The sequence below is a fragment of the Paenibacillus sp. FSL R7-0272 genome (assembly GCF_037969905.1).
GTDB classification, from domain to species: Bacteria; Bacillota; Bacilli; order Paenibacillales; family Paenibacillaceae; genus Paenibacillus; species Paenibacillus polysaccharolyticus.
On sequence record NZ_CP150221.1, the window covers coordinates 2,836,296 to 2,850,688 of the forward strand.

Here is a 14,393-nt window from a genome sequence, read left to right on the forward strand (position 1 = left end):
TGGGGGGAACATTATGAAGACAGGCACTTATTTCCGCAGAAACTGGCAAATGTACGCATTACTTGTGTTGCCCATGTTATACTTCATCATTTTCAAATACGGTCCAATGTATGGGGTACAGATCGCATTCAAGGATTTTAACTTTTTCCAAGGAATCGGTGGCAGTGAGTGGATTGGATTCGATGGGTTTAAGGAAGTGTTTCAGAATCAGGGGTTCTATACTGCCTTGCGCAATACGATTGTGCTTAACTTGCTAGACTTGCTAGTATCTTTTCCGGCACCGCTAATTCTCGCTATCCTGCTCTTTGAATTACGAGTCGCCTGGTTCAAAAAGATGGCACAGACGCTGCTTTACATTCCACACTTTATTTCCTGGGTCATCATAGGTGGTATCGTATTGCAGGTGTTTGGCACACAATCTGGATTCATTAACAACATGTTAATGAGCATGGGGCTTGATCCGCTTCCATTTCTATCGGATAAAAACTATTGGATCTTTACGTATCTCGCCGTGGGCGTGTGGCAGAGCGCAGGCTGGGGAACAATTTTGTATCTGGCATCCCTTACAGGCATTAACCGTGAACTCTATGAAGCAGCCGAGGTAGACGGAGCCAGCCGTTTGCGCAGAATTTGGCATATCTCCCTGCCAGGCATCAAAACGACGATTGTTACCTTGCTAATCATTAACGTTGGTAACATGATTTCTATCAGTTTTGACAGGCCGTTCATCATCGGAAATGTGGCAGTACGCGAATATTCGGATGTGCTTAGTACGTTTGTGTACCGTCTGGGTCTGCAATCCGGCCAGGTAACTCTGGCGACCGCAGTGGGACTGTTCCAGGCTGTCGTTGGACTGATTTTCATCCTCGGTGCAAACTACGCATCTAAAAAATTGACAGATGAGAGCATTATGTAACGGAATGAATGCTTCTGCGGCAACACGGTATCCATCTATGATCTGTAAGGAGTGAGTGAGATGTCGGAAAACACGGCGAATCGAATATTCAACACAGTAAATGTAATTCTGATTGTCATTGCGATGGTACTGTGCCTTGCACCATTTATCCATATCATTGCGATCTCGCTTAGCTCGAACCGGGCGATCGGTTCGGGAGAGGTTTCCTTTTTCCCCAAAGAGCTGTCCTGGGAAGCCTATGGCAAGGTGTTCGGTGATGGCTCCATGATTCGTTCCCTGATCTACACGATCTGGCTGACGGTTCTGAGTACGGTGCTTAGTATGCTTATGACGATTATGGCAGCATATCCCCTTGCCAAAAGCAGTCTGAGAGGCCGCAAATGGTTCATGCTGGTCATTGTTGTGACGATGTTTTTTAGCGGGGGAATAATCCCGGAGTATATTTTGATCAAAAATTTGCATTTGCTTGACAGCACTTGGGGATTAATTCTTCCTGGCCTGATCAGTCCGTTTTATATGATTATTCTGATCACCTTTTTTCGCGGCATTCCGGAAAGTCTGGAGGAAGCTGCTGATATTGATGGCAGTACCCAGGTTGGAACGTTAATGCGCATTATACTGCCACTATCTCTTCCGGTAATGGCAACGCTCAGCCTGTTTTACGCTGTAGGACGCTGGAATGGATTCCAGGATGCGTTAATGTATATTACCAAACCGGAGTTGTATCCGTTACAATTGAAGTTATATCAGATGATTCAGCAAAACCAAATCACCGAACTGATGCAAAATGAAGGTATTGGTGCAGTTCATGTGTTACCGGAAAGCTTGAAAGCAGCTAGCGTAATATTTTCGACGTTGCCAATCCTGCTCGTCTATCCATGGTTGCAACGATTTTTCATCAGCGGTGTAATGGTAGGTGCTGTAAAAGGTTAACGTCCCAGGAGGTCATAGGCATGACACAACCGATGGTTAAGAAGATGTCCAAGGAACAGCAACATCTAGTACACCAGTCCATGATTATGATGGATCGTTTTTATGACGATGAATTCGCGTTGCTTCGCAGCTTTGAAGACGATGCATCAGAGCATGGTACACGAGGCAGTGCACATTATGCGCTGGGCTTGCTGATTCGTCAGGAGCCCGGCGATGTCGAGCGGGCTGTTCGTGTGTTTCACAAAGTGCTCGATTATCAATATGATGCGCCAGAAGAAATCTATCACGGCACCTTTGCTACCCAGACAAATGAAGAGCACCCGCCTGCGGGTCATTATGCATGGAAATCATTTGCGCCAGGCACAGCCTATTTCCTGGAACGCACCTTTGAGAAGGTGTCTGCGCAGTTTATTCATAATCTGCAGCAAGAGAATGATTTGATGAAAGAAGGCGCAGACGCCAAACAATTGAAAGAACTGTTCTATACGTCCGTGAACGCTGTTTTACCCCCGGTCTGGATCAGTTATGATCCAAACTGGCGGGAATTTATCGCATGTGCGTGTGCTATAGCAACAGCCGAGTTTGCGGCACTTCTGCCGGATACGCTTATTCAGCGGATGGATGAAGCGATGGAACGTGCCGTTCAGGGCTCTGTTGATCGCAGACGGTCAGATGTGATTCCGATGAACACCAACATTGAACTGATGCATATTTTTATTACCCATTATTATGGACATCGGTTCCAGCGAACGGATTGGATTCAGCATGCGGATGCACAGGCCGAAAGTCTGTTACAGGAGTTTGAGCAGTTCGGAGGCACGTTTGCCGAGTTCAATACCACGACCTATTACGGGGTGGATCTCGCCGTACTTGGCATGTTCCGAAAGTATGCTGTAACTGAGCGCATGACTGAAATTGCTCACTCGATTGAGCATGGATTATGGAACAATATCGCGCTGTATTACAATGCCAATCTGGAGAATCTCTCCGGGCCATTTGCACGGGCATATGATATGGAGATGCGGGAGCATAGCTCGATCGGTGTCTTTCTCTATCTATTGCTGGGAGAAGGCTACGAGTATTTGACAGGCATGAACTGCGAATCGGGGCATGATCCGATGATAGCGTTGTTGGGTGTTGATGTCCCTGAAGAGGCTGTACCGTATTTCAAAGCCCATCAAGGAGACCGACTCGTGCAAAAACAGTTCATGGAGCTTTGCGAACGGAGCGATCCAAAAGCGAATCGAAATTTATGTACCGCTTCGGCCTGGATTGGTGAGACACGAATGATGGGAGCGATGTCTGGCAGTCGGAATACCAACGGCCAGATGCATCCGGCAACGATTCATTGGCAGACCGAGACAGGAGAGCGGTATTACTTGCGTCTTGTTCGGCGCGAAACAGGTGGAGACTGGAACAGCCATCTGCGGGGCATCACTTTTGAAGCGGAGGTCACGCCGGAAACATTGCATATTGAAGTGCAGCTGGATACGGCGGAAGAGATCGAGGTTTATTTTGAAATCAAAGGACCTCACCTGCATCCACAGCATTTACAACCGACACGCTGGACGCTTCCGGGGCTAACCTGTTCTGTAAAAGCAGAAGCACCAGTGCCGGCAGTATTAATGTATACCGACTATGCTGAAATAATCTATCGTTATGTTCCGGGCGTGACGGAGAACCGTATGAAGTTTGAACTCGAGATCAGCGAATAGATCGATGAGGCAAGACGGTATCATAAGGTTAGGCAGGAGACTAAGAGTGGACTTCTATAGAAGGCTATTAGAAGGACTGGGATAGGGCTAATGTGCGGAAGGAGGCAGGGCAGAGTAAAAATGTATACAGACAAAAAAGAATACTCATTCTCGACATGCTGGAATATCAAGCGCCATACGACGGGCGAAGGGATGATCGAAGAGATTCTGTCGCTTGGTTTCAAACAGGTGGAGTTGAATTATAATGTGACGGATGAGCTATTAAATACAATTGAACCGATGATTGAACGTGGGCAAGTGGGTGTATCGAGTGTGCATAACACGTTTCCGCATGTAGCCGATCCGGATTATGGAACGGATTCGGTGCTGCTTGGATTCGACGATGAGCCGCGGCGTAAAAGGGCGATTGAACTGTTGCTTCGTTCTGCGGAATACGCTCACCGCTATGGTGCGAAGGCTGTTGTTGTGCACCCGGGGGAAGTGCCGTTTGAGTATAACATTGATGAAGCTCTGAAAAAGATCTATCACAAGCAAGGCAAGGATTCACCAGCCTATCAAGCGTTGTGGCATGAGATGCTGGAGAAGAGACAGGCTAGTAGTGAGCACTACTTGAGACGCATACAGGAAAGTCTAGAAGAGGTATGTAATCTGTCAGAGCAACGTGGATATGGTGTGAATTTCGGAATTGAAACCCGTTCACGCTGTTATCAGATGCCTACGTTGCAGGAAGCAGGAACGATCATTGGTCAGATGAAGGGTGCACCGCTTGGATTATGGTATGATATCGGCCACGGCATGATGATGGATCGCATGGGATTGTATGACAATGTGCGCGAAGCGAATGCGCTGATCGATCATGTCGTGGGGGTTCACATCCATGAAACGGTAGGATTGTCCGATCACTGGTGTCCATATATTCATAGTCAGGACATGAGCTATTTTGATTCATTTCTAGATATCATCGATCGATCTCCTGTGAAAGTGTATGAACTGAAAGCGGCTTGCACACCCGAGGAGATTGACGAAAGTCATAAACTCATTAAAGCTCGTATTGCTGAACGTCGGGAGAAAATGAAGCAGGCGAACGAATTGTGATGCAGTAGTGGAATTGGGGAAGTGCAAAGTACAACAAGCGTGAGTAAATAGAGCAAACACAGAAATTGCAGAAAACAGAGAAAGCACAGAAAACACAAAATGCACAGAAACACAGAAACACGAGGAGAGCATACACTCTCTCGTGTTTTTTTGTTTAATGCATTGAAGCTGAGTGCGTCAAGCAAGTCAAGGGGAGGAACGGAATGGAGAGAGCGATTGAACGGAGCGGTGATCGGAACACGTTAACGTATCAGATAAGAATAGCAAAAATGAGTTCTAATCCTGACCCTTAAAGTTCTAACGATCAGCAGGAAGCTTATTTCCTCCATCTAGACTGATATAAAATTCTAATGATCACCAGAGAGCTTATTTCGTTGTTTCAGTAACTTTTTGCGTGTATTTAGGCCTTTTTTTGGAAAATAGCGTCATCTGAGATCGTTAGAATTTTAAAACCGCCAAAAAGGTCCAAATAAGCTCTCTCAGGATCGTTAGAGTTTGATTGCCTTCATACCTACACCCGCGCGCTCAAAATTGCATCCTACAATACCCGAACCCGAACCCGAACCCGAACCCGTTCCAGTTCACCCCACATACCTTTTCCTTTCACTCATATCACTCATACATCCGTCGTTCCAATTCAGCAAAAGCAATAGCAGGATCATCACTAGAATTGTCGATGTATGCGATAGATTCCGTTGGAAGCGGCCAGGCCACTCGTTTTCGATCAAGAGAAGAACGGAACGCATCCCAATTAGCTAGTTTCCATTCATCTAATGGAGATTGTCTCGCTGTGATTCGTTGACGGTATAACGCTTCGTTCTGCAAATAAACATAAGCCACTCGAACGTCTGTGTTATCGAGGGAACGGCCAATGCGTGCGAGTTCCTGCTCAATCCAATCCGGTGTCCCGGTCTCTTTGGTAAAAGGTCCAACCACGAGAGTGTCTACACCAAGTTGTACGTTATCCAAAGCGGCGTCCATCGTGATTCGATAACCCAGATCACGGCACAGCCGTTTGTATTCTGGTGAATCCCGGTCTGATGGATCAAGCCCTTGTAACGTCATGATGGCCTCAGCTGCGGGACGAAGCAGGATGTCCATGTCCAAAAATGCAGCTTTATATTTACGTGAGAGCGCTTTGGCGAGTGTAGTTTTGCCACTTCCGGCTCCGCCGAGAAAGAAAATAAGTTTACTTTTGCGCATGAGAGAATGTCTCCTTTAATTCGTAATATCGGTCTATCTAAATCTGTAAAGATCGAAAAAATTTCTATATACAATTCAAAGCTGGATAGAGGTAGTTTAACATAAAAAGATAAATGGGGTGCTGGACATCGAAGGAATTATAAGGTATCATGACACCTAGATTAACTATGCATAGATTTCCGATGTATTAGACCAGTACTTAGGAGGGAGCGTTTTGTTTGCAGATAAATAAACAAATGATTAAAGGAAGTACAGAAACATTAATTTTAACTTTACTTCATGCACAACCCATGTATGGCTATGAGCTGATTAAGGAACTGCATCGTCAATCAGAGGGCGTGTTTAGTCTCAAAGAAGGAACGTTGTATCCGATTCTACACGCGATGGAAATCGAAGGATGGGTGGAGGCTTACTGGGCAGAAGTGGAGGGCAGAAAACGGAAATATTACTCCATACGAGAGCAAGGCATACAGGCATTACAACAGAAAAAAGCGGAATGGTCTCTATTTCGTCGTGCTGTAGATCGAGTGATCGGTGAAGGAGGTTTAGCCTGATGAATCTGAAGCAAGTGAAAGAGCAGGGGAAGCAGAAAGAAAAAAAGGAACAGATTCAGAGTTATCTGGATCAAATCTGTGATCAGGTCAGGGCGAGGGAAGTACATAACGATCTTCGTGAGGAACTCGGGAATCATCTCGAAGAGATGACCTATGACAAGGAGCAGGAAGGATTTACAACGGAGGCAGCTGCCACATACGCTATTGAACAAATGGGTGATCCGGCTGATCTAGGCAAAAGAATGCACAAAATTCATCGTCACCGAATGCACTGGGGATTATTGGCGGGAGTCGTGGGGATGGCTCTTATTGGCATGGTTTTGACCTGGATATATACGAATAGTCTATTAGACTTGGGAAATGAATACTCATCCGTCCATCTACTGTATACAAGTATGGGGATGTTAGCCATGTTGTTCTGCCTCTTTTTCGACTATAGGAAATGGATTAAATCTGCTTGGTGGGTATACATTCTAATGAATGTTCTCTTATGGATTACCCCGGTGATAGCAGACTCGTATGGTAGCTTGAATAGAATGCTTATATTGCCATTTGGCTTCTCAATCGATGTTACTACGTCCGCGCTTTGGATATTGCCACTCGCGATCGGCGGGATAGTCATTTCCCATTTTCGTTCGGGTCAGAACGTGCAAATGATCTTTACCTATGTTGCGTTAGTAGCTTTGCCTATGGTACTCATCTATCAAATCTCGGATTGGGTCCGATTATCGTTATTTGGATGCATATGTTTGCTACTGTTCGGATGGATTACAAGAAAGTGGCTGTATACGCTGATTACTGCGTGTTTTTGTGGAGTGGCTGCAGCCTTGTTATTACTTGTAACCGATCAATATAGTCGATTCGAAAGGTTGTCTGTTGTATTTAATCTGGATCAAGATTCTAAGGGTATGGGATTTATGAATAACGCTATTATTGATATCGTCCAAACAGCGGGATGGTGGGGGAATGGTACGAATATCCCGATAGGATCAACTTTAAAATATCTTTATCTGAGTTATCCAGGGGTTATGCTTATAGACGTGTTTGGGTGGTCTGCCTGTGCGCTGTTTATTGTTGGCATAGTGTGGTTTGTAAATACATTATTTAAAATACTGCCGCGTATACAAGACAAGTTTGGTTCGATGATTGTACTGTCTGTAACGGTTACACTTGCACTTCAACTGAGTTATTCAGTTGCGATCATTACGGGAATGGTCCCAATCATGAGTATTGAATTTCCCCTTATCGGATATAGATCTCATGTGATACTTGAATACGCTATGATCGGTTTGCTTCTTGGTGTTTATCGTCGAAAGGATACGGTTTCCTTGAGCCGTAACTACACCCGAACCCACACGGGAAAGAGTATGACGTTATCAGAAAGATGATGGACTATGCCAAGGTTCACAACTTATCAGAGGGAAACCAGATGTGCCGCAGATTAACCCAGCCCTGACTGTTGAATGACATTCCGCGAACGGAAGGAAGATAAGCGGTTTCTACAGGTTTTTGGGACAAAATGAACATTAGATGTTCACGAATTAGAAATTCTTCGATATCGAATAGTGCCTGCTTACGCTCGCTGGTATGTGGAGATATAGCAACGGATTGTAATCTATACTGAACCCACTCCTGAGACGGGGATTCCAGATGCTCGGATAATGTGGAGAACAGATCATATCTGCGAAGCTCCACGTCACGATCTTGAATCAGGGAGAAGAGAATCAGATCGGATTCAAGCCGCCAATCGCCTTTGAATTGTTCCATGTTGCCTGTGTGTATGGTGCAATGAAAACCGGATTTTTCCAAAATCAGTGCAAGTCGCTCAGCATCGGGCCGATATTGCGGAATGGTAGCAAGGTGCAAGGCAATGGGTGCATCGTAAGGAGAGTTCTCCTGTGAAGTGGGAGTTTTCCCATGTTTATATTCGTGATGTTGAGGTCGATTTTCTGTCCCCTTCTGTAGTGCCAGATCAATACACTGTTGCAAATAGGCTCGTACAGCCGGATCGTTTAACGGTCCGGTTTTTTGTGTGTTACACGTAAGCAACTTGGTCACGGTCACTCCAGAACTTGCCTGTGTCCGAGCAGTACCCGCATTTTTAGCCGGATTATGAACAAGGTGGAAGAAGGGAGATTCCACATGTTCAGTTGGTCCGGGCACCTGATTTGGATCAAGTCCCTCCAGTGGAGTACCCCACGGAATTTGCAGAATATCCACCCGGTCAATAAGAGATCTACCCTGAAAATAAGTTGTATATGCTTCAAGTCTGCACAGGTGATGATCCCATACGGCAACTTTAAAAGGCCCCGTTCCTACCGGTTTCAACATGGAATGTATCGGCTCGGTAGGCATGTTTATCTGATCTGTATCTGGGTTCCGAGTAACAATGACGGCCCGGCTTGTTGTCAGAAAAGATAAAAATAATTCCTGCGGTTGTTTTAAACAAAAGCGTACAGTTAAGGGGTTTAACGCTTCAACTGAATGGATCTGTTTCATAATTTCACGGTACAATGTACGGCGCTCTGTAGATAACAGTCGCTCGAACGAATAGACGACATCGGGTGCTGTAAAGGGACTGCCGTTGTGAAAATAAACCCCTTTCCGCAAATGGAAAATCCATGTCCGTCTATCAGCGGATACATCCCATGTATGCGCTAGACAGGGTAGAATGTGTCCTCGCTCATTTCGCTGCACAAGTCCATCGTATACGTGGCTTGTTACGAAAGACTCGGCAAGCAGATTAATATATAACGGATCGAGCGCATGAAGTTGCTGGCGAATAGGTAAACGAAGCGTTTCAATGGGTTCATTGTTCGTTCCAGCTTCCGTGTGGTGCCCTGAATAACCAAGCAACCACTGGTTGAGAACATGTTGCATAGACATTGAACTGGAGAAGGCGCGAACTTGATCCGCAGCCTCTTGTAACTCCAGGCGATTCATCGCTTGCATCATGTACTCTGCAGCAATTTGATCTGCTGGAATCAGTAGAGATAGTGTCGAACGCCGTCCTCGTCCCCGCTGGGCATGCCAATGAATCCAGCCCAAAGAAGCCATTTTTTTCACAATTGTTAATGTGTTGCGATGGGTACAGTCAAGGATCACAGCGAGATCTGCTAGAGTTATGGTGTGTTCTGATGCTTCGCCGAGCTGGCTGTGCAGTAGCAAGTATTGCTGATGTAGCTTCATCGGGGTTCCTCCTTGATGACAAGGTGTATGACGTTCCTTAGCAATCTAAAATAAGAAGTTATATCGGTCAAGATTTCTGTTTGTGTTCTTATTTTATCATTTAGAATAAAACGTAGATAGATGAATGGAGGTTTTTCCTATGATTGATATAATAATCTCTTCATCCCATCTTTGTTATCTTGTAGCCCGGGTAGAATTGTCCAAATTAAGAACGGAATAGAGCGGAGTTTGGATTTGCCAGCAGTTCATTTATGCAAACGTGATATGTAAGTGCTATAATGTAAAAATAAACGTATGAAGGGGGTGAATCTCTTGTTTGAATTACATGAGCTATTGCCGTATATATTCTCCATTGGTCTGATTTTTACCGTCAGTTACGCCTATATTGCCCATCTACACTGTGGTATGACGGAGTACTGGATGGAAGGTGGAGCTGGAGACGGAATTGAACCTGTCTTTCCGGCACTTGGCTTGAACTTACAGTGCAGGCCGGAAAACTGGAGCCGCATGGTCAGACGAAAAGAAGCACCGGATGAAGATGAACCAGACTGTATTTCCTTGTTGAGACTGGAATCAACCAATCAACAAGGAGGATATATATGGAACAACATACAAACAAGAGGTTCACACTCACATCTGGCAAGGGACGGATCTATGGCCTGATTGTGATTTTATTCGCAGTTATGCTGCTTGCCGGATGCAGTAATAATGTATCAGAGATTAATTCTTCCACTCCAGGGTTCTTTAATCATTACATCGTATTTCCGCTGTCGTATCTGATTCAGCATATCGCCAGTATATTTAGTGGAAGTTATGGTGTTGCGATTATCGTCATTACACTTGTCATTCGGCTCGCATTATTACCGCTCATGATGCGTCAAGCCAAGTCCCAGCAGGGAACACGGGTGATTATGAATGCAATGAAACCTGAACTGGATGCCATTAAGAAAAAGTACGAGGGCAAGAACGATACGGCTAACCGGCAGAAGTTGTCTGAAGAGACAATGGCGTTATACAAAAAGCATAAATTCAACCCGCTGAATATCGGCTGTTTGCCATTGTTAATTCAACTCCCGATTTTATCGGGGATTTACACGGCAATTCGGCTAACGCCAGAGCTGTCGTCCCATTCGTTTTTGTGGTTCAAGCTTGGCGCACCTGACTATGTACTGGCTGTAGTTGTAGCTGTTATTTATCTTATTCAGGCGAAGGTATCACAGGCAAATATGGCTCCTGAACAGCGCAAACAGTTTGCGATAATGGGGTATATCTCCCCGCTAATGATGGCGTTTTTCTCGTTTTCCGCACCAGCAGCTATGCCACTGTACTGGACGGTTGGGGGTTCGTTCTTAGTGCTACAGACTTTGCTGTTCCGCAAATTGTACCCAGTCGAGCATCCGCAGGTAGCCGAAGTGACGGAATTAAGCACGCAGAAGCCTGATAACATCAAAGGTGCTAAAAGCACGAAGAGCGCAAAGAATACCAATAGTGCAAAGAATACCCAAAATGCGGGTAATTCCAAACGTTCTGCTAAACCTGCCAAATCGTAGTTGAGTTATAAAAATATTAAATAATGCAATCAAAGAAGCGCGTCCATAGGGACACGCTTCTTTGATTTGCTTAACTTATATTCTAGGTATATCCAGATCTCCGGATAATTGAAAACGGGAAACAAAATGCCAGATTAACTCCCGACGGGAGGAAACCTTTGTTTTGGCGAAGATGGACTTCAGATGATCTTGAACGGTGTAGGCTGAAATATGCATAGCCTTTGCAATTTCCTTCGAGGAAAAGCTGCGTAGCACATAGGCGAGCAATTCACGCTCCCGAGCGGATAAGGAATAACTGTCGGACAGCAGGGGGAGTAAATCCTGAGGCATAGCCTGCTCCAGCCAAACGGCGATCTGATCCCATTTCTCTGCATGTTCTGCCGATTCGCAAGACTGCATCATACTAGCTTGAAGCATAACATAACGACCGTCCGCCAACTGGACACATACTTTGGACAGTGAACCGTCCGATGTTGGTGAAGCTGACGAGGCATTCTTTTGAATGGATTGCAGTAGATGAGAACTCACGGCACGAACGGGTCTCGGAAGCACATCGGATTCAATCTGCTCCAATCGGCGTAATTGGGATAACCAGTATTGTGCGGCCGGATTTTGCATAACAGGTTCAAGTGAAGCACGCAGAACAACAATGCCCGGCTCCCGCGGACTACCACCTTGAAGCTCTTCCATCAATAATAGATGCGTTGTCCGTAGCATAAATGCAATTGAGGATGCCCAGTGTTGCATGAGCTCTCGCTCTTCTTCAGAGAATGTAGGCTTGTTCTGTTTGCGGTACAACGTGAGATAACCCCAGCAGGCATCGTTATTCACAAATACCGTTCGAAGCTCATCTCCGAATCCGGCAGGCTGTAAAATATTCGTATAACGTGAACTTGCTCCAGACCGTGATTGGATAGAAGCATGCAAAATAGCAGCATACTGGCCGGACTTAATCAAGTCGCTATATTTATGGATATCCTCTTCCATGTATTCATTAATAAATAATCGATCATGAATGGCTTCAATGCCATCTTCCGTCACCGCGCCTGTAGAAAGAAGGGTGGAAGGATCTACGGTGGTGAAGCAATAAGCATCATATGTGATAACCGTATGAATTTGTTTGAGAACAGCTTCCCGATAGGTGTGAGAGGTCCAGTTTCCTTTTTCAAGGGAAGTAATCCGGTGTACATTCTGTGCAGTAATTAGGCTGGTCAATTGGATAAGCTCCTTCCCGAGTACGTTAATATCCCATACTTATGGGATGGTCGTCTGTATGTATACTTTTATAATGAAATTAGACGAATGCAGAGTCAAGTCTAACTTCAAATTCAGAGGAGTGTAACTGCGATGAAAGATCATATAAATGGTACACGGGATGAAAAACGAAATAAAGGAACGGATCATACATGCTCGGATAATCCTTCACCCATGAGTTGGGATAGCGCGGACATCGTTCGTTATGAACAATCGATTGCTCTCAAAATTCCGGGATATGCCTATATGCATGATCTGATGGATAAACTTATCACAGCAACAATAGCAGATAACAACGATATTGAAATATTAGTTACCGGAGCTGGAGGAGGCAAGGAGATTACTTTACTGGGTACAGAACATCCTGACTGGTTGTTGACAGGTATGGATACCTCTCAGCCGATGTTGGATTTAGCGAAAAAAAGAGCAGATGAAGCTCGCATCTCGCATCGGATCAAGCTTTTTTCCGAGACCATTGAACAATTACCTGAGGATGGATTGTACGATGGTGCCACGAGTATGCTGATGCTGCATTTTATTCAGGGACTGGAAGCAAAAAAGTCTTTCCTGATGCATCTCGCCAGTAGGCTCAAACCCGGCGCACCTCTAATCCTTGCGTCTGTTAATGCAGATCTGGATTCTCCCGCTTATCCAGTCATGATGCAGGCGTGGCGGGAACATATGATGCAGGCGGGAGTGCTTACGGAGGAATGGGAACGGTTCGCCGCATCGCTCGGTCAGACATCCGATCCCGTATCTGCTGAAATTTTAGTGAGATTGCTTGCGGAGTGCGGTTTTTCAAGGATAACCCGTTATTTTGCAGCATTCTGGGTGGAGGGGTATTATGCAATCCGAGACTAATATACAACAAGACAACATCATGAAGGATCAGATCTGGGTTGTTGGTGGTTATGGCCAAGTGGGGCAGATGGTCTGTACTCAGCTTGCGCAAGCATTTCCCGGCAAAGTGTGGGCTGCGGGTACACGCTTGGAACGTGCCGAACAATTCAGTCGCCAGACGGGTGGAGCAGTTAAACCACTGCAACTGAATATTATGAAAACGGTGGACCCTGCCATGTTGCGACACGTTAAACTTGTCGTCATGTGTGTAGATCAGAATGACACCCGGTTCGTTGAAAGTTGTGCCAAAGCCGGAGCCGATTACATCGATATTTCTGCCAAAGGTGATTTCTTAAAACAAGTGGAAGGATTGCATTCAGTGATGAAAGTTTCCGGATCAACCGCTATTCTTAGCGTTGGTTTGTCGCCCGGCATAACCAATCTGCTTGTTCGTGAAGCGTCGATGCATTTGGATCAAGTGCAGGAGGCGAACATCACGGTGATGCTTGGTCTCGGGGAGAAGCACGGCAAGGCCGCAATCGAATGGACGGTAGACCAGATGAATACGGCTTATGAGGTCAAGAAGCATGGAAAGTTTACCAAAGTTCAGAGTTTGAGCGATGGAAAATGGATTGATTTCGGCGAGCAACTGGGAAGCCGGATCGCATATCGATTTCCGTTTTCAGACCAACAGGCTGTAGCCCAAACGTTGCACATCCCTACCGTTTCAACCCGACTGTGCTTGGATTCCCGTTGGATTACCAGAGCATTGTCGATATCCAGACAAGCAGGATTAGTGAAGCTGCTGCGTTTTGCTTGGGTTCGTGATCTGGTAGTAAAAGCATTTGCTGCGATTCCAGGTGGTAAGCCGATGTTTGCTGTGAAGATAGATGCGACAGGATGGAAAAATGGAGAGCGGATGGGAATAGAGCAGCTCGTTGTTGGCGAGAAGGAGGCTGTTCTCACAGCAGAGGTAGCTGCAGCTGTAGCGAAAAGGGTCTATATGAACGGTCAACAGCCAGGCGTGTATCATGTGGAACAATGTTTCTCCATAAAGGACATTGAAGAGGAACTTAAATACTCGTTAAATGTGGTAACCAAAATCAAATAATCTGAACCGTATCCAAGTGACGCGACGCGTTGG

Annotated in this window: 13 protein-coding genes; 10 read left to right on the plus strand and 3 right to left on the minus strand. The window is 45.5% G+C overall.

The genetic code is table 11. The features are described 5' to 3' along the window. The first annotated feature begins 13 nt into the window (after positions 1–13). The 4 genes from MKY23_RS12690 (at position 14) to MKY23_RS12705 (ending at position 4,659) form a co-directional block, all read left to right on the plus strand. A complete protein-coding gene (locus tag MKY23_RS12690; protein ID WP_090920550.1) occupies positions 14–916 on the plus strand; it encodes an ABC transporter permease subunit in 903 nt (300 codons plus the stop codon). Between the two features lie 60 nt (positions 917–976). After that, positions 977–1,849, plus strand: a complete 873-nt coding sequence (locus tag MKY23_RS12695) for a carbohydrate ABC transporter permease (RefSeq protein WP_221789717.1) — start codon at positions 977–979, stop codon at positions 1,847–1,849. A 20-nt stretch (positions 1,850–1,869) separates the two neighbouring features. Continuing rightward, the gene (locus MKY23_RS12700) at positions 1,870–3,564 is read left to right on the plus strand and encodes a hypothetical protein (protein ID WP_221789715.1); all 1,695 of its coding nucleotides are present in this window, start codon (positions 1,870–1,872) and stop codon (positions 3,562–3,564) included. 120 nt (positions 3,565–3,684) lie between these two features. Next, positions 3,685–4,659: a TIM barrel protein gene (locus MKY23_RS12705; RefSeq protein ID WP_339838519.1), complete on the plus strand. Its 975-nt coding sequence runs from the start codon at positions 3,685–3,687 to the stop codon at positions 4,657–4,659. 612 nt (positions 4,660–5,271) lie between these two features. Here the strand turns inward: MKY23_RS12705 and MKY23_RS12710 are convergent. Then, positions 5,272–5,862 (minus strand): AAA family ATPase, encoded by a 591-nt coding sequence (locus tag MKY23_RS12710; protein ID WP_090923963.1) that lies wholly within the window; start codon positions 5,860–5,862, stop codon positions 5,272–5,274. 218 nt (positions 5,863–6,080) lie between these two features. On the opposite strand from MKY23_RS12710, the gene MKY23_RS12715 reads away from it, so the two are divergent. After that, the gene (locus MKY23_RS12715) at positions 6,081–6,416 is read left to right on the plus strand and encodes a helix-turn-helix transcriptional regulator (protein WP_167375822.1); all 336 of its coding nucleotides are present in this window, start codon (positions 6,081–6,083) and stop codon (positions 6,414–6,416) included. Beyond that, positions 6,416–7,804, plus strand: coding sequence for an FtsW/RodA/SpoVE family cell cycle protein (locus tag MKY23_RS12720; RefSeq protein WP_339838525.1), 1,389 nt, complete (start codon positions 6,416–6,418; stop codon positions 7,802–7,804). Before MKY23_RS12715 ends, MKY23_RS12720 begins: the two co-directional genes overlap by 1 nt. Positions 7,805–7,820: 16 nt before the next feature. Here the strand turns inward: MKY23_RS12720 and MKY23_RS12725 are convergent, their stop codons facing one another. Further along, a complete protein-coding gene (locus MKY23_RS12725) occupies positions 7,821–9,605 on the minus strand; it encodes an ABC transporter substrate-binding protein (RefSeq protein WP_339838528.1) in 1,785 nt (594 codons plus the stop codon). 312 nt (positions 9,606–9,917) lie between these two features. Between MKY23_RS12725 and MKY23_RS12730 the strand changes: the two genes are divergently transcribed. Together MKY23_RS12730 and yidC are read left to right on the plus strand one after the other, a co-directional pair. After that, a complete protein-coding gene (locus MKY23_RS12730) occupies positions 9,918–10,268 on the plus strand; it encodes a hypothetical protein (RefSeq protein ID WP_090923965.1) in 351 nt (116 codons plus the stop codon). Next, positions 10,205–11,155: a membrane protein insertase YidC gene (yidC, locus tag MKY23_RS12735; RefSeq protein WP_261771626.1), complete on the plus strand. Its 951-nt coding sequence runs from the start codon at positions 10,205–10,207 to the stop codon at positions 11,153–11,155. The genes MKY23_RS12730 and yidC overlap by 64 nt, the downstream gene beginning before the upstream one ends. Positions 11,156–11,230: 75 nt before the next feature. Here yidC and MKY23_RS12740 read toward each other — a convergent pair whose 3' ends face one another. Beyond that, positions 11,231–12,370, minus strand: coding sequence for a LuxR C-terminal-related transcriptional regulator (locus MKY23_RS12740; RefSeq protein ID WP_339838531.1), 1,140 nt, complete (start codon positions 12,368–12,370; stop codon positions 11,231–11,233). 132 nt (positions 12,371–12,502) lie between these two features. Between MKY23_RS12740 and MKY23_RS12745 the strand changes: the two genes are divergently transcribed. Next, positions 12,503–13,270, plus strand: coding sequence for a class I SAM-dependent methyltransferase (locus tag MKY23_RS12745; RefSeq protein WP_221791148.1), 768 nt, complete (start codon positions 12,503–12,505; stop codon positions 13,268–13,270). Next, positions 13,254–14,360 carry a saccharopine dehydrogenase NADP-binding domain-containing protein gene (locus MKY23_RS12750; protein WP_339838533.1) on the plus strand — a complete coding sequence of 369 codons (1,107 nt, stop codon included), beginning with the start codon at positions 13,254–13,256 and terminating at the stop codon, positions 14,358–14,360. The genes MKY23_RS12745 and MKY23_RS12750 overlap by 17 nt, the downstream gene beginning before the upstream one ends. The last annotated feature ends 33 nt before the right edge of the window (positions 14,361–14,393 follow it).